Here is a 14,828-nt window from a genome sequence, read left to right as displayed (position 1 = left end):
TTGCGTCGGCCGCGAACCTTCTCAACGGCACGGCTGTCCTATAGAAGGTGCCGCAAATCAGGTCGCTCGAGAGGTCTCATGGTTTCGCTTCTGCGATTGGTGTGCGCTGTGGTTGCAATGCTCGCGATGTCCACGCTCGCGCGTGCCGAGGAGGGGTTTCCCTTCGGCACCGAGATGACGCTGGAGGCGTTGCCGCAGGCAGGCTCGAAACGGATTCCGAACATCGAGATCGGCGACAATGGGGAGGTCGTGCTGGAGCTCTGGTGCAAGGGCGGCAAGGGCCAGTTCTCGGTTGCCGGCAACACCGTGATCTTCGTCCCCACCCAGATCCAGGACCGTTCCTGTCCGCCTGCAAAGGCGCAGGCCGATGACGAGCTCGTCGCCGCACTCGGCAGCGTCGAGACCTGGAAGCGCCAGGGTGACGTCCTCATGCTCACAGGTCCCAAGCCGCTGCGCTTTCGCGTCAACGGCAATTAAAGCATGATCCGGAAAAGTGTGCAGCGGTTTTCCGAAAAGATCATGCTCAAACAATAACCTGAAGCGCGATGGTGATTCATCCTGATCCCATCGCGGTTTAGGTCTCGCTCGCGGCACTCTCATGTCCCGGACAAGGCGCATCGCCTAAAGCATGATCCGGAAAAGTGCGAAGCGGTTTTCCGGAAAGATCATGCGTAAACAACAAGCTAAAGCGCGATGACGATTCATCCAAATCTCATCGCGCTTTAGGCGATGCGACGCAGGGCCGGGACCCAGGAATTCATCCCCGACTTCGCGTGCAGCCTCTTGGGGGGGCGGCTCTGAAGCGCTGTCGCGCTGCGTCCGGGGCACGGTAGCTCGGCCTACTTCCACACCGACTTGTCGGCATCCCAGCGCTGGCCCTTCAGCTCCTGGGCAAGCGCCTCGATCGAGCCGTTGTCGTCGGGCAGATCGCCTTCTTCGTCCGGGCTCGCGTCCTCGGACAAATTGAGCTTGGCACCGCTGCTCTCGTCGGCGGTGGTGGTTGCGGGGCTGCCGATCCAGAGCATGAGCTTGTCGGTGGCGCCCGGCTTGTCGGGCGATACGAGCCCTGCGACCTCGATCGTGTCGGTGAGCTCGAGCGCCGGAAAATCCTGGTTCGGCCGCTTGAACACCAGCTTAAGCTTGCCGGTGGCCGGATTGAAGTTTTGCGACACCGGCTTTGCCGCGAGTGTCCTGCTCAGCACGTTCGCCACCGCGGTCGCAAGCTTGCCCTTGTTGATCTTGTCGCCCTCGCGCCAGTCGGCCGCGGGGAAGCGGATGGTGCGGTCCATCTCGGTCATGCCCGCAGTCCAGCCAGCGGCCGTGACGCCGGGCATCGCCTTGAATTTCGACAGCAGCGCGCCCGCGCGCTCGGGATCGACCGACATGTTGATGGTCTGCTCGCCCGCGCGCAGCGCATCGCAGCCGACATTGAGGCTCGCCAGCGTCACCTCGACCTCCTGGCCCTTCAGGCTCTTCAGGAAGTCGGTCGCAGCGTCGAGCTTGACCTTGACTGCGATCGCTTCCGGCGAGACGTCGGTGAAATCCTTCGGCTGCGGCGTGATGCCGTCGTCGGAGGTCTGACTGTCCAGGAATTCTCTTTCGCTGAGATCGGAATTGTCGGGCGAGGTGACCTCGGTCACCGCCTGACCGATCGCGATCTGGCCGCGGAATTCGAACGTGTCGCCGGACTGTTTGCGCGTCAGCTTGACGCTGACCGGCGACTTCTCGCCGAGGCTCTGCGTCGTTCCCGTCAGCGTCTGGCCGGCGACCTGGAGATTGACGACGAACCGGTCCTTGCGCTCGGAGTTTTTCGCGACCGGGTAACAGACGTCGAGCACCGCCGCGGTGACCGTCTTGCCCTGCCGTGTCTCCTTCAGGATCACGTCGGCATTGCCGTCCATCAGCCCGTCGATCGAGGTGAAATAGCGCGTCTCGGTTCCGCCCGGCACTGTCGACTTCGGCGACAGCTTCATCTGGGCGGAGGCCGGATGCGGCGAAACGGTGAGCAGGGCCGCCAAAACGGCTGTCGAACAAACCAGAAGCGCACGCATTGATGAGATCCTCGGGCAACGGGCATGATCCGGAAAAGTGTGAAGCGGTTTTCCGAGAGGATCATGCCCAAACGATCAGAATCGGCGCGCCACCGTAGTGGGTTTTGGCCGCTGGTTGAATCGGAAAGCGAGGAGGCAGGGTCGGCAAAAAAGAAGGCCGCCTGGAGGCGGCCTTCGCAACACTTTCATTGGGATGGAGGCTTAGAAGCCGCCCATGCCGCCGCCGGGGGGCATGGCGGGCGGAGCTTCCTTCTTCGGCAGCTCGGCGACCATGGCTTCGGTGGTGACCAGCAGGCCGGCCACGGAGGAGGCGTCCTGCAGCGCGGTGCGCACCACCTTGGCCGGATCGATGATGCCCTTCTCGACCATGTCGACATAGTCCTCGTTCTGGGCGTCGAAGCCGAAGGTCTCGGACTTGTTCTCCAGGATCTTGCCGACGACGATCGAGCCTTCCACGCCCGCGTTCTCGGAGATCTGGCGGATCGGGGCCTCCAGTGCCTTCAGCACGATGTTGATGCCGGCCTGGACGTCGTCATTGGCGTTGGTGAGACGGCCGACCGCCTTCTTGGCGCGGAGCAGCGCGACGCCGCCGCCTGGGACGATGCCTTCCTGCACCGCGGCGCGGGTGGCGTTGAGCGCGTCCTCGACGCGGTCCTTCTTCTCCTTGACCTCGATCTCGGTGGCGCCGCCGACGCGGATCACCGCGACGCCGCCGGCGAGCTTGGCGAGGCGCTCCTGGAGCTTCTCGCGGTCGTAGTCCGAGGTGGTCTCCTCGATCTGAGCCTTGATCTGGCCGACGCGGGCCTCGATCTCCGGCTTCTTGCCGGCGCCCTTGACGATCGTGGTGTTCTCCTTGTCGATCACCACCTTGCCCGCGCGTCCCAGCATCTTCACCGTGACGTTCTCGAGCTTGATGCCGAGCTCCTCGGAGATGAGCTGGCCGCCGGTGAGGATCGCGATGTCCTCCAGCATGGCCTTGCGGCGGTCACCGAAACCCGGCGCCTTGACGGCGGCGACCTTGAGGCCGCCACGGAGCCGGTTGACGACCAGGGTGGCCAGCGCCTCGCCCTCGACGTCCTCGGCGATGATGACGAGCGGCTTGCCCGACTGCACCACGGCTTCGAGCACCGGCAGCATGGCCTGCAGGCCCGAGAGCTTCTTCTCGTGCAGGAGGATGTAGGCGTCCTCGAGCTCGGCGGTCATCTTCTCGGCATTGGTGACGAAGTAGGGGCTGAGATAGCCGCGGTCGAACTTCATGCCCTCGACGATGTCGACCTCGGTGTCGAGCGACTTGTTCTCCTCGACGGTGATGACGCCCTCGTTGCCGACCTTCTGCATCGCCTGGGCGATCATCTTGCCGATGGCGGCATCGCCGTTGGCCGAGATGGTGCCGACCTGGGCGACCTCGGAGGAGGCGGCGACCGGTTTGGCGCGCTTTTCGATATCCTTGACGACCGCGGCAACCGCGGTGTCGATGCCGCGCTTGAGGTCCATCGGGTTCATGCCGGCGGCAACCGCCTTGGCGCCTTCGCGCACGATGGCCTGGGCCAGCACGGTCGCGGTGGTGGTGCCGTCGCCGGCGAGGTCGTTGGTCTTGGAGGCGACCTCACGCACCATCTGGGCGCCCATGTTCTCGAACTTGTCCTCGAGCTCGATCTCCTTGGCGACGGTGACGCCGTCCTTGGTGATGCGGGGCGCGCCGAAGCTCTTCTCGATGACGACGTTGCGGCCCTTCGGACCGAGCGTCACCTTGACGGCGTTGGCGAGAACGTCGACGCCGCGCAGCATGCGTTCGCGCGCGTCTCCGGAAAACTTGACGTCTTTGGCAGCCATGGTCTGCAGTCCCTCTTGTTTCGTGATGTGTCTTGTTTCGTGCGTGCGGCGCTGTCTTCGTCATTGCCGGGCTTGACCCGCCTGCGCGGCCGAAGCCGCTTCGGCGTGGCGTAGGCCCGGCAATCCATCATCTTGTGAGGAAGGATGGATGCCCGGGTCGAGCCCGGGCATGACAGCGGAGCATTCAGTGGCCGTTCAGGCGGGTGGCCTTAGGCCAGCACGCCCATGATGTCCGACTCCTTCATGATCAGGAGCTCTTCATTGTCGATCTTGACCTCGGTGCCCGACCACTTGCCGAACAGCACGCGGTCGCCGACCTTGAGGTCGATCGGAATCAGCTTGCCGGTCTCGTCGCGGCCGCCGGGGCCGACGGCGACGACCTCGCCCTGCGACGGCTTTTCCTTGGCGGTGTCGGGAATGATGATGCCGCCCTTGGTCTTTTCCTCGGCGTCGATACGTTTGACCACGACACGGTCATGCAGCGGACGAAATTTGGATTTAGCCATGACGTTTCCCTTTGGAGGCTCGCTTCGGAAGTAGTGGAAGTCGGTGGGGCGGCGCTTCCGTCCACCCTCTCCTCGAGGATCGAACGGCGCGCTTAGCAATCGGGCTTTCCGAGTGCTAATAGTGGGCCCGGAAATATGGCTTGGCTGCGATCCTGTCAAGCAAAGGTGGTTAAGCGGTTGTTGAGGCGGATATAGGATGGTGGCATTGGAAACTCGTTCGGAGCGCCGGCGTATAGAAGGACGTCATTGCTCCGGCAGCGGTTTTGCGCTTGGCTGCGGGAGGGGTGCGGCCATGGTCTTGTTCGGGGGAATGCCATGATCTGTTCGGCTCACACGCGCACGGTTGCCAATCTGGCGGCCGCCTCTTGTCTGGCGCTGTTGCTGGGCGCCTGCGGCGGCGGCATGAGCCTGCCATCCTTCTCGTCGTCCTCGCCGCCGCCCGAAGCCGAGCCCGGCACAGCTCCGGAAATGCCGGCCACCATCCGCGCCGACGAGATCGTCGGTCGCTGGGGTCTCGCCTCGTTCCAGAACCCGGCCGACCGCGCTCGCACCGAGGCTGCGGCGAGAGCCCAGTGCAAGAATCCCTACGTGATCGGCGCCGGTTCATCCGGCGGCGTGATCATGCATCTGGCCGACCAGGCGACGCCGCAGGAACTGCGGCTGAAGGGCTCGCCGAGCGGCAAGAACTACATCGGACCGGCCGGTCCGACCCCCGGCGAGCAGGACCGCGAGATCGTCTCCTTCGACGGCCGCGTCCTGATCACCCGCTTCATCGACAAGGACGCCGCCACGCGCTACGGCAACATGGTCTACGTCCGCTGCGCGCCAAGGGCGTGATAGGGCTCCGGCCCAACCACTCGTCATTGCGAGCGTAGCGAAGCAATCGAGAGTCTTTCCAGGGTGACAGTCTGGATTGCTCACATGGGGATTTGGTGTGTCAAGGCGGTTTGTTCAGCTCTTTGTTCGATTGCAGGCCAGCTCTTCGTCCCGACCGTGGAGCACGTAGGATGGCGCGCGCAGATCGAGTCAAGGTCGGCCCGGAGGGCCGTCGCGAAGCGACTTGGCCTTGACTCGAGCGAGCACGCCATCAGGCTTTGGCAGTCGGGGCAGCGGGCGGATAACTCCTTTTCGTCAGGCGATCCAAGGGTCGAGCCGGTTTTTGCAATCTGGTTTGCTTGCCAGATCAAACTCACATTCGGTCGCCGCGCGGCGGCGGCTGCACCAACATTCCGCTTGCGGCGGGCAGGCTCGAGAGGACGAGACCATTCTTCGTTACGGCGTTTGAAGCCATGCAATCCATCGGTTCGTCCACCCGGATCGGCCGAGGCTGATCAATCTCGGCGGATTGGCTTTGAGGCTGAGGAGCGTGGTGTCAGGCGGCGGCCTTTATCTCGGCTCCCTCGATCACCACGCCCGCGGTCACGTACTTCCAGAGGGCCACGAGCAGCTTGCGCGCGAGCGCCACGATCGCGCGCTTGCGGCCGCGTTGGCTGTGCACCTTGAACCACTGGGTCAAAGCCGATTGAGGCTGGTGGCGTACCCAGAGCCAGGCGAGCTGGATCATCGTGGTTCTCAGGCGCGGATTGCCAGCCTTCGACACGCCTTGCTCGCGCTCGATGCCGCCACTGCGCCATGGCGTGGCTGCAAGGCCGGCATAGGATGCAATCTGGCGGCGGTTGGCGAACTGCCGGTAAAAGGCCTCCGACCAGAGAACGGCCGTGAAGTTCGGGCCCAGGCTCTTCAGTTCGAGCAGCATTGCCACCGGGTTCGATACGGTCTTCTCCCCCGCCGCCTTGCTCGCGGCCAGCAACGCATCCTGCTCGCGCTCCACCGCCGTGATCTGGTCGAGCAGCAGTTCGAGCCGGTCGAGTTCGCGGCTGATCTGCGCCTTCAGATGCGCCAGCAAGGCGCGCCCGTCGCCCGTCCGCAAGGCCTCCAGCCGCTTCCGCCGGTCTCGCCGCAGCGGCGCGTAGTCGAAGATCCCTTGCGCGAACAGAAGACCCTTGATCCGGTTCACATGCTCGATCCGCTCCGCGATCAAGGTCTCTCGCTCGCGGCACAGCCTACGGCGGTCCTCCTCTGCCGGAGAGGGCGCAACGACCATGGCGCAGACCCGTACCTCGCCGCGTTTGTAGGCCAGCAGCGTCCGCAACAGCGTCTCGCCATCCAGCCGGTCCGTCTTGGCCCGCCGGCGCCGGCGCGGCGTCGCAATCGAGGCCGGATCGACTACGTGGCTCTCGATGCCTTCCTGCTGCAGGGCGCGGTGAAGCCAGAACCCGTCCAGCCCCGCCTCCTGGATCGTGATGATCGGATAGCTCTCACCCGTTCGCGCCTGCGCCTTGCGCTTCAGCTCCGCAAACAGCTTCAACAGTTCCGAAAGGTCGCCGGCCTTCATGCTGCGTTTGGACATCTTCTCGCCCTTGCAGGGCGACAGCGAAGTGACCAGCCATGTCGAACGGCTCAGTTCCAATGACACAAAAATTGCGCCAAACTGCGTGCGGATAGCGGCCAGTCCGTCGGAAGGATGATCGAGCAACATCGTCGTCTCCAGGTTGAATGGATTCAGCAACCCTCAGTCTGGCCTCAGACCCGGTCGCTATCCACTCCCCATGGAATCTTCGCTTCGCTCGCAATGACGGCAAACAAAAACGCCGGCCCTGGGCCGGCGTTTTGCTTTGTCCGTATGCGCGTCCGCTCAATCAAACAGCGCGTCGATGTCGTCTTGCGAGGCGTGGCCGACGTCGCCGGCGAGCTTCGGACCATTGAGGAGCTTCTCGTCGTCGCTGCGGTTGTCGACCTGCGCCGGCACATGGGCCTTGATCGCGTCGACGCCACCCCAGATGTCCATCATCGCATTGATGTGCTGCTCGATGAACTTCATCGTGGTCATGACCTTGCTGATGCGCTGGCCGGTCAGGTCCTGGAAGTTGCAGGCCTCGAAGATCGAGATGACGCGCTCCTGGATATCGTCGGCGAGGCGCTTCTGCTGATCGGCCGAGTCCACCTTGGACATTGCGCTGGCGGCCTGGTCGATCGATTCCGCGGCTTCGAGGATTTGCTGGGTCGCCTGCTCGGTGCCGCCGACCACCGCGCCGAGCTCGCCATTGACCTTGGCCATTTCGCCGCCGTCGAAGCTCTTGCCGTGCAGCGTCGCGATCTCGCGCTTGGTACGATCGATGGCGTCGTGGATGAGGTCGAGCTCGACCTTCAGCTTCTCGCACTGCTCGATCTGCGCCCGGTAGGTCTCGAGCATGGTGCGGGCTTCGGCAAGCTCGTGCGCCGTGGAAGCATCGATCGCCGCCATGGCAGCGCTGCCGGACAGCGGGGCCGCGACGACGCCCTTCGCCATCTGGGCGCGGATCGCGCGCAGCTCGGCCATGATCTCGCTATGCATCGGGATTGCCTCTTCGGTGTCGTCCAGAATCGGCATCTCGCCGCTGATGATATCCTCGACGCGAAAACGCTTGCGGTGAACAGCCATCAGGTTACTCCCCCACCTCACTCACGCGTCTTTGTAGGCAGAACCGATTTAACACGAAGTTCACAGGCGGAACTGCCGATCGGCCGCGCGCGACGCTGCGCAAAGAAGCGATTAACCATGGCCGCGCTGCGTTCATCGAAAATAAACGCTGATCGCGAAATTGCGCCGCCGCTCGCGACGTGGTGAATCCAAACGCCCGATACGTTTACCAAACAAAGCGGCTTTTGCTTTTTATTGACCACGTCGAGGAGCGCGGATCAGCCACCGGCTCGCCACGACGCATGTGATCTAGACGAAACAGTACAGAGTACGTCGATGTTCAAGAAAATGTCTGTTGCGCTGCTCGGCGGCGCTTGCACCTTCGTTGCCGGCGCGGACGCCGGCGCCTTCGACAATACCGTGCCGAACGATCCGCCCGCGGTGCTCTACGCGCCGCAGGTGCCGCCGGCGCCGGTGCGCGTCGCGTCGAATTCGAATCTGGGTGGCGGCTTCATCGAGTTTCTGTTCGGCGACGGTCCCGGCCGCGGTCCGGCCTATGCGCCGCAGCAGCCGATGTATCAGCAGCAGCCGGCTTACTACGAGCAGCGCCGCCTGCCGCCGATGGGCGAGCCGCAGATGCAAGGCGCAATTCAGCAAAGCGCGCTCCAGCAGGACGCGGTCGATCCGCGGCAGCGTCCATTCGATCCGAAATTCGAGAAGCAACTCGTCGACTATAGCGGCAAGGAAAGTCCGGGCACGATCGTGGTCGATACGCCGAACAAGTTCCTCTATCTCGTCGAGGGCAACGGCCGCGCGTTGCGCTACGGTATCGGTGTAGGCCGTCCCGGCTTCACCTGGTCCGGCGTGAAGTCGATCACGGCCAAACGCGAATGGCCGGACTGGACGCCGCCGGCCGAGATGCTCGCGCGCCGGCCCGATTTGCCGCGGCACATGGAAGGCGGTCCAGAAAATCCGCTCGGCGCTCGCGCGATGTATCTCGGCTCGACCCTCTACCGCATTCACGGCTCCAACGAGCCCTGGACCATCGGCACCAACGTCTCCTCCGGTTGCATCCGCATGCGCAACGAGGATGTCATCGATCTCTACGGCCGCGTCAACGTCGGCACCAAGGTCGTGGTGATGTGAAGCGTCATGCGCTCGATGGGGCGATCAACTCCGCATGCCGCGCCGGCTCGGGATGCGCGGCATCGAAGGGGGTGCGTGCCGCCGCCGAGCGCCTGCTTGGTTAGTCTATGTCTGCTGACGGTGTCCCCTCGACCCGAGACGGCGACGACAAGTTGATGAAGCCGAACGCGGTGCGCGAGCGAAGCGGCTTAGCCGCCGCACCGACAGCTCCGCCTTCCGGAGGCGTTCGTGCAGTCCCTCCAACTCGTACAATTCGGTGATGAGATGGGTTGTCACGTCGCTCAAGGTTGCAATGCGCTGCTGAAGTGGACTCATGTTCAAGACCCCCGACTATAGCCAAGAGAGGCAGCCACGACGTGTGGCGGAAGCAACGTGTTCTTCCAGTTGAACACCCATGTCCGTATTTGGAAATCCGGGAGTCTACGGCTGCACGCGTCAGAAGCGCGATTTTCAACTTCTATGGTGAAGTCATGCGCGCTGCTGACGTTCTGCTCGGTGCTATCCAGCAACGGTGTGCATTAGTCATATTATTTATATCGAACGGCTTCTCTGCGCGCGCTGGCGCAGAAGGCACTTCAACTCAGCCTCAAAAGAAACCGGCCGCCTGGAGGCGGCCGGTTTGCATCTGCAGCGCAAATGCTCACGCGTAATCGCTGCCGCCGTCATCGCCGCTGTCGAAATCGCTGTCGTCAGCCGTGTTGAAATTGTCGTCGCGATCGTCGTCGTAATTCTGGTCGTTGTTGTCGCGGTCGTTCGCCGCCTGGTCGAAGAAGCCCTGGCGGCTGTCCCGGTTGGAGCCGATGTCGTTCAGGCCCGCATCGCGTGCCAGCGAGCCGCCGGACTGATCGCTACCGCCCCAGGGGCTTCCACCTGCGCCGCCGCCACCGCGCTCCTCGATGATCGTGGTGTCGCCGAAAGCCTGCTGGTGCGGACCGCCCATCATGCCGCGGATGCTCGAGAGCAGGAGGGAGCCGCCGACGACGCCGGCCGCGGCCGCTGCGGCCGTGCCGAGGAACGAGCCGCCACCACCGACCGGCGGAGCGCCATAGCCCTGACCCGGACCCTGGCCATAGGCCTGCCCGTAGGGCGGCGCGCCGTAACCTGGCTGCGTCTGCTGCATCGCCTGTCCGCTGTTCCAGACCGGCCGCGAATCGCGCGGCGGCACGTTCGGAACCGAGCCGCGCGACGGGCTCGATCCGAACAGCGTCTCGCGCATGGTATCCAGGAAGCCGCCAGACTGCGCCTGCTCGGGCCCGTGTCCTGCCTCCAACTCCTGAATGCGGGCATTGGCGCGCTTGAGTGCTTCGTCCTGCACCAACACGGTCTGCACCAGCGCGTAGACCGCGCCGGGCGCCTTGCGCAGACCGTCGGAAATTGCCGCGGTCGCGTCGGGATCGCGCGGTGCATTCTCCAGTTTAGAAAGCCGGTCAAAAAGCTCGTCGACGAGCTGGCGTTCCTGCGGCGTCATGATCTGTCTCCTCTGCGCAGAACCAAGCGCGCAGGAGATGTAGGGTTCCATTATGGCCCCAACAGTGCCGGCCGGATTAAATTTCCGTAGGCGACAAGCTGTCGCCTGGTCCCGCTTTTCGCCCGTTTCATCCCAATGTCACGTTGCTGTCCGCCAGCAGGCGCGCGAAGGCGTCGCTCTTCAGATATGCGTGCTCGCGTTCACGCACGTCGGTCATGGGATCGAGTCCGGCGAGGACCTCATCGACGAAGCCGGGATGGCACATCACGAGGCCGCCATCGGGGAGACCTTCCAGGAATTGCCGCATCAGCGCGCCGAAATCGGCCGCGCGCGTGAAATCATAGGCGCCGGCGAAGGCGGGATTGAAGCTCAGTCCGGCACTGGCGGCACGGGGGCGGAATTGCGCGCTGAGGATATCGAGCACCATCGCTTTCGGTGAGGCGAGCCGCTGCGCCAGCGGCAGATCGCGGCCGCCCTGGCGCACCCAGGCGTTTGGCGCAGCCTCAGCGACTGCATCGACGAAGCCGTCGCGCACCTGCGGATAGAGCTGCACATGCTGGTGGCCGTCGACAAAATCAGGAGCGCGTCCGAACGCTTCCATGAAGGCGGCCAGTTGCGCCTTCACCTCGTTGCGGATGAATTCACGGTCGAGCCGCCGCAAAAGTCCCGCGCGCAGCAGTTTTGGAAACGGCATGAACATGTCGCCGTCGAGCGGGCGGAAGTGCATGGTGAGCGGCCGGAACGGCGCCGACAGCGTCACATGCAATCCGATCGCGCAGCGCGGGCTTTGCTTTGCACAAGCCTGCAGCGCCTCGACTTCGCCGCGCATGATCGCCGGACCTACCATCATCACCGAAGTGGCGTTGAGGCGGCCGCGTTCGATCAGGTCGCGGATGGCGCGGTTGACGCCCGGGCTGATGCCGTAATCGTCGGCGCAGAGCCAGATTCGCCGCGGGCTCGCGGCGGTGCTCATTCGGCTGCCGTCCTGCTCGCGGCGTCCTGGCTTGAATCGTCCTGGGCCTTGCCGGCCTCGAAATGCTTCGCGCTGTGCTCGGCGACGAAGTAGATCGGACGCGCCTTCAGCTCGGACAGGATTTTTCCGATATATTCGCCGACGATGCCGATCATGATGAGCTGCACGCCGCCGATCGTCATCAGGCCCACCACGAGCGAGGGATAGCCGGGGACCTGCTTGCCGGTCGTGAATACCTCCCAGAGGATCGACAGGCCGAACAGGAAGGCACCTCCGGCGAGAATAACGCCGAGCAGGCTGGCGAAGCGCAGCGGCGCCACCGAGAACGAGGTCAGGCCCTCGATCGAGAGGCCGAGCAGGCTTACGGCGTTGAAGGAGGTGATGCCATGGGCGCGCGCCGCAGGCTCGTAGTCGACACGGATCTGGCGGAAGCCGATCCAGCTGGCGAGGCCCTTGAAGAAGCGGTTGCGCTCCGGCAGCTGCCTGAGTGCGGCGACCGCGCGCGGCGACAGCAGACGGAAGTCGCCGGCGTCCTCCGGGATCTTCTGGCGGGCGCCCCAATTGATCAGCGCGTAGAAGCCGTGCACGGCGATCCGGCGCAAGAAGGGCTCGTTGTCGCGATGCGCCTTGGCAGTGTAGACGACGTCATAGCCGTCATCGATCCAGTGCCGCACCAGCTCTTCGACGAGCGCCGGCGGATGCTGGCCGTCGCCATCCATGAACATGACGGCGCCGAGCCGGGCATGGTCGAGGCCCGCCATCAGCGCGGCCTCCTTGCCGAAATTGCGCGACAAGGACACCACCTGGACGTCGATTGCGTCGGCCGGCAGCGACCGGGCGATCGACAGCGTCGCATCCGCGCTGCCGTCATCGACATAGACGACCTCGCAGGCCAGGCGATACCGCTGCCGCAAGGTCTTGGCGAGATCGCAGATGCGCTGATGCAGTGCGGCGAGGCCGGCCGCCTCGTTGTAGACGGGAATGACGATCGACAGCCCCTTCGCTGCGGCGCTAGCTGCGGTGGTCGTCATGCCGGAAACGTCAGAGCCCAGCGTCATCGATCAAGGTTCCAGAGGCGTTTAGGTCTTCTCAACCGCATATGGTAACTGCCGTTTGCTGTCGCTACGCTGAACGGACCCGAGGCTCACCGCCCCAGGAACGCCTCGAGCCTGGCGAATAGCGGGTTCTCCCGGTCGAACACGTAGTCGAGCGAGACCACCGAGACGGTCTCGGCGCCGTGCTCGCGCAGGTAGCTCGCCAGCGCATAGAGCTGCCCGGGCGGGCAGTGCAGCGTCAGCATGCCTGACGAAGTCGGACCGCCGAACGGGGCCTCGACTCCGTATCGGCTGTGAGCCTCGCTGAGCAGGGCGGCGTCGCATTGCCGGAAGCGGGTGCGGACCTCGCGGTACTTGTTGGCCCGGGCCCGCGCTGCGATGTGATCGAGGATGACACGCGCCGTCTCGCGCGCTTGCGGCGACCAGTCGGCCTCTTTGGATGCCACCAGATTGGCCTGGCTGCGCAGGATCACGCCGTCATCGAGCACCCGCAGGCCGTTGGCGGCGAGCGTCGCGCCGGTCGTGGTGATGTCGACGATCAGCTCGGCGCTGCCGGCGGCCGGCGCGCCTTCGGTCGCGCCCGCGCTTTCGACGATGCGATAATCGGTGATGCCCTGACTCTGGAAGAAGGCACGCGTGAGGTTGACGAACTTGGTTGCCACCCGCATCCGCATGTGATGCTGCTCGCGGAAGCCGGTGGTGACGTCGTCGAGGTCGGCCATGGTGCGGACGTCGATCCAGGCCTGCGGCACCGCGACGACGACATCGGCATAGCCGAAGCCGAGCCCTTCGATCAGCGACACGCGCTTGTCGGCATCGGCGATGGTCTCGCGCACCAGGTCTTCGCCGGTGACGCCGAGATGCGCAAAGCCGCGCGACAGCTGCGAGGCGATCTCGCTCGCCGAGAGATAGGCAACCTCGACATTGTCCAGCCCTGCGATGGTGCCGCGATAATCGCGGGCGCCGCCGGCCTTCGACAGCTTGAGCCCGGCGCGGGCGAAGAAGGCTTCAGTGTTTTCCTGCAGGCGGCCCTTGGAGGGAACGGCCAGAACGAACGGCGCGCTCATGTCTTAAGCTCCCACCTTGCGGCCGATCCGGTTCAGCGCATCCACCCAGACCGAGAAACCGACGGCGGGAATCGGCGCGGCCGAGCCGAGCTGGGTCATCAGCCTGTCATAGCGGCCACCGGCAACCAGCGGCTCGGCGCAGTTGCCTCTGTGATGCAGCTCGAATTCGAATCCGGTGTAATAATCGAGCCCGCGTCCGAATGCGGTCGAGAAGCGCGTCTGCTTCACGTCGATGCCGCGCGCGGCCATGAAGCCGACCCGGCTCTCGAGTTGATCGATCGCCGAGGCGAGATCGAGCTTTGCATCAAGCGTGAGCGCGCGCAGCTCGGCGATGGCATCGTCGGGATTGCCTGATATCGACAGGAAGCGCTTGAGCACGGTGATCGCCTCGCGCGGCAGCGCGCCGCCCTTCAGCGTCGATTGCTCGAGGAAGCGGTCGGCGATCTCGGCCGTGGTGCGCCCGCCGACATGGGTGGTGCCGGCGATCGACATCAGATCAGTGACGAAGGCGAGCGCCGCCTTGCGGTCGGAGCCGGCGAGAGCGGCCAGCACGCCCTCATATTCGCTGCGCGTCGCGGTGGCTGCGGCCGCCAATCGCTCCAGATCCTTCTCCAGGCTGATCTTGCGGTTGAAATCCTTCACCAGGCGGCGGCGCCAGACCGGATAGAGGTTGAGGGCGTCCAGCAGAGCATTGAACAGCGCGACGTCGCCGGTGCGGATCTCGACATCGCGGACGCCGAAAGCGGCGGTCGCCTCCAGCGCCAGTGACAGCATCTCGGCATCGGCCGCGGCGCGGTCCTGACGGCCGAATGATTCGATGCCGGCCTGAAGGAACTCGCTGGCCTGACCGCTGCGGTAGCGGAAGACCGGACCGAGATAGCTGAATCCGGCCGGCTGGCCGGCGCGCCCCGAGGCCAGATAGTCGCGTGCCACCGGAATGGTCAGGTCTGGGCGCAGGCAGAGCTCATCGCCGGACAGGTCGGTGGTGAGGTACAGGCTCTTGCGGATGTCCTCGCCGGAGAGGTCCAGGAACGGCTCGGCCGGTTGCAGGATCGCGGGCTCGGCCCTGACATAGCCGGCCTGCGCGAACGACAAGAGCAGCGTATCCGCCCAGGCGGCGGAGCCGGCAGCATTTGAGGTGGCAGTCGCGGTCATCACAGGGGTCCATCGTCCCGGTGGAACCGGGTAGCCAAGGGAGAGACGGGAATTGGCGCAGCCCTTAGCATGGCCCGACAGCGGTTTCGACCTCCAAAGGATCAATCGCTTAAC

General features: G+C 64.6%; 13 protein-coding genes. 3 read left to right on the top strand and 10 right to left on the bottom strand.

Features of this window, described 5'->3' with window-relative positions; translation table 11 throughout:
* Positions 1-78: 78 nt before the first annotated feature.
* The gene (locus tag P6U28_RS27845; RefSeq protein WP_129142606.1) at positions 79-477 is read left to right on the top strand and encodes an META domain-containing protein; all 399 of its coding nucleotides are present in this window, start codon (positions 79-81) and stop codon (positions 475-477) included.
* 362 nt (positions 478-839) lie between these two features.
* On the opposite strand, the gene P6U28_RS27840 is transcribed toward P6U28_RS27845, so the two are convergent.
* From P6U28_RS27840 to groES, 3 genes are all read right to left on the bottom strand, one after another.
* Positions 840-2,051 (bottom strand): hypothetical protein, encoded by a 1,212-nt coding sequence (locus tag P6U28_RS27840; RefSeq protein WP_129142605.1) that lies wholly within the window; start codon positions 2,049-2,051, stop codon positions 840-842.
* Between the two features lie 201 nt (positions 2,052-2,252).
* Positions 2,253-3,884 (bottom strand): chaperonin GroEL, encoded by a 1,632-nt coding sequence (gene groL, locus P6U28_RS27835; protein ID WP_122400936.1) that lies wholly within the window; start codon positions 3,882-3,884, stop codon positions 2,253-2,255.
* Between the two features lie 209 nt (positions 3,885-4,093).
* Positions 4,094-4,390, bottom strand: coding sequence for a co-chaperone GroES (gene groES, locus P6U28_RS27830; RefSeq protein WP_025033779.1), 297 nt, complete (start codon positions 4,388-4,390; stop codon positions 4,094-4,096).
* Between the two features lie 315 nt (positions 4,391-4,705).
* Between groES and P6U28_RS27825 the strand changes: the two genes are divergently transcribed.
* Positions 4,706-5,227 carry a hypothetical protein gene (locus P6U28_RS27825; RefSeq protein WP_162500113.1) on the top strand — a complete coding sequence of 174 codons (522 nt, stop codon included), beginning with the start codon at positions 4,706-4,708 and terminating at the stop codon, positions 5,225-5,227.
* Positions 5,228-5,762: 535 nt separating this feature from the next.
* Here P6U28_RS27825 and P6U28_RS27820 read toward each other — a convergent pair.
* Entirely contained in the window at positions 5,763-6,929 is a 1,167-nt protein-coding gene (locus tag P6U28_RS27820; RefSeq protein WP_122406408.1) for an IS110 family transposase, read from the bottom strand.
* A gap of 156 nt (positions 6,930-7,085) precedes the next feature.
* Positions 7,086-7,871: a protein phosphatase CheZ gene (locus tag P6U28_RS27815; RefSeq protein WP_164936759.1), complete on the bottom strand. Its 786-nt coding sequence runs from the start codon at positions 7,869-7,871 to the stop codon at positions 7,086-7,088.
* A 315-nt stretch (positions 7,872-8,186) separates the two neighbouring features.
* Between P6U28_RS27815 and P6U28_RS27810 the strand changes: the two genes are divergently transcribed.
* On the top strand, positions 8,187-8,996 hold the full coding sequence (locus P6U28_RS27810; RefSeq protein WP_122400939.1) for a L,D-transpeptidase: 810 nt from the start codon (positions 8,187-8,189) through the stop codon (positions 8,994-8,996).
* Positions 8,997-9,636: 640 nt separating this feature from the next.
* Here P6U28_RS27810 and P6U28_RS27805 read toward each other — a convergent pair.
* The 5 genes from P6U28_RS27805 to P6U28_RS27785 all read right to left on the bottom strand — a co-directional run bounded on the left by P6U28_RS27805 (position 9,637) and on the right by P6U28_RS27785 (position 14,714).
* Positions 9,637-10,464 carry a DUF2076 domain-containing protein gene (locus P6U28_RS27805; protein ID WP_129142603.1) on the bottom strand — a complete coding sequence of 276 codons (828 nt, stop codon included), beginning with the start codon at positions 10,462-10,464 and terminating at the stop codon, positions 9,637-9,639.
* Positions 10,465-10,591: 127 nt separating this feature from the next.
* Positions 10,592-11,437 carry a ChbG/HpnK family deacetylase gene (locus P6U28_RS27800; RefSeq protein WP_209294668.1) on the bottom strand — a complete coding sequence of 282 codons (846 nt, stop codon included), beginning with the start codon at positions 11,435-11,437 and terminating at the stop codon, positions 10,592-10,594.
* Complete coding sequence (locus tag P6U28_RS27795) at positions 11,434-12,495, bottom strand: glycosyltransferase family 2 protein (protein WP_209294669.1); 1,062 nt, start codon at positions 12,493-12,495, stop codon at positions 11,434-11,436. Before P6U28_RS27795 ends, P6U28_RS27800 begins: the two co-directional genes overlap by 4 nt.
* Positions 12,496-12,581: 86 nt before the next feature.
* Positions 12,582-13,559 carry an ATP phosphoribosyltransferase gene (gene hisG / locus P6U28_RS27790; protein ID WP_122400942.1) on the bottom strand — a complete coding sequence of 326 codons (978 nt, stop codon included), beginning with the start codon at positions 13,557-13,559 and terminating at the stop codon, positions 12,582-12,584.
* A 3-nt stretch (positions 13,560-13,562) separates the two neighbouring features.
* The gene (locus tag P6U28_RS27785) at positions 13,563-14,714 is read right to left on the bottom strand and encodes an ATP phosphoribosyltransferase regulatory subunit (RefSeq protein WP_209294670.1); all 1,152 of its coding nucleotides are present in this window, start codon (positions 14,712-14,714) and stop codon (positions 13,563-13,565) included.
* Positions 14,715-14,828 lie beyond the last annotated feature (114 nt).

It is taken from the genome of Bradyrhizobium sp. STM 3561, assembly GCF_045571455.1.
GTDB lineage: Bacteria > Pseudomonadota > Alphaproteobacteria > Rhizobiales > Xanthobacteraceae > Bradyrhizobium > Bradyrhizobium vignae.
Note: the sequence above shows the minus strand (reverse complement) of the source record. Positions and strands in the feature narration are given on the sequence as shown.

What these genes read in the sequence shown, in the direction of transcription:
- P6U28_RS27845 (WP_129142606.1), top strand. Translation starts at nt 79, where the DNA reads ATGGTTTCGCTTCTGCGATTGGTGTGCGCTGTGGTTGCAATGCTCGCG.
- P6U28_RS27840 (WP_129142605.1), bottom strand. Translation starts at nt 2,051, where the DNA reads ATGCGTGCGCTTCTGGTTTGTTCGACAGCCGTTTTGGCGGCCCTGCTC.
- groL (WP_122400936.1), bottom strand. Translation starts at nt 3,884, where the DNA reads ATGGCTGCCAAAGACGTCAAGTTTTCCGGAGACGCGCGCGAACGCATG.
- groES (WP_025033779.1), bottom strand. Translation starts at nt 4,390, where the DNA reads ATGGCTAAATCCAAATTTCGTCCGCTGCATGACCGTGTCGTGGTCAAA.
- P6U28_RS27825 (WP_162500113.1), top strand. Translation starts at nt 4,706, where the DNA reads ATGATCTGTTCGGCTCACACGCGCACGGTTGCCAATCTGGCGGCCGCC.
- P6U28_RS27820 (WP_122406408.1), bottom strand. Translation starts at nt 6,929, where the DNA reads ATGTTGCTCGATCATCCTTCCGACGGACTGGCCGCTATCCGCACGCAG.
- P6U28_RS27815 (WP_164936759.1), bottom strand. Translation starts at nt 7,871, where the DNA reads ATGGCTGTTCACCGCAAGCGTTTTCGCGTCGAGGATATCATCAGCGGC.
- P6U28_RS27810 (WP_122400939.1), top strand. Translation starts at nt 8,187, where the DNA reads ATGTTCAAGAAAATGTCTGTTGCGCTGCTCGGCGGCGCTTGCACCTTC.
- P6U28_RS27805 (WP_129142603.1), bottom strand. Translation starts at nt 10,464, where the DNA reads ATGACGCCGCAGGAACGCCAGCTCGTCGACGAGCTTTTTGACCGGCTT.
- P6U28_RS27800 (WP_209294668.1), bottom strand. Translation starts at nt 11,437, where the DNA reads ATGAGCACCGCCGCGAGCCCGCGGCGAATCTGGCTCTGCGCCGACGAT.
- P6U28_RS27795 (WP_209294669.1), bottom strand. Translation starts at nt 12,495, where the DNA reads ATGACGCTGGGCTCTGACGTTTCCGGCATGACGACCACCGCAGCTAGC.
- hisG (WP_122400942.1), bottom strand. Translation starts at nt 13,559, where the DNA reads ATGAGCGCGCCGTTCGTTCTGGCCGTTCCCTCCAAGGGCCGCCTGCAG.
- P6U28_RS27785 (WP_209294670.1), bottom strand. Translation starts at nt 14,714, where the DNA reads ATGACCGCGACTGCCACCTCAAATGCTGCCGGCTCCGCCGCCTGGGCG.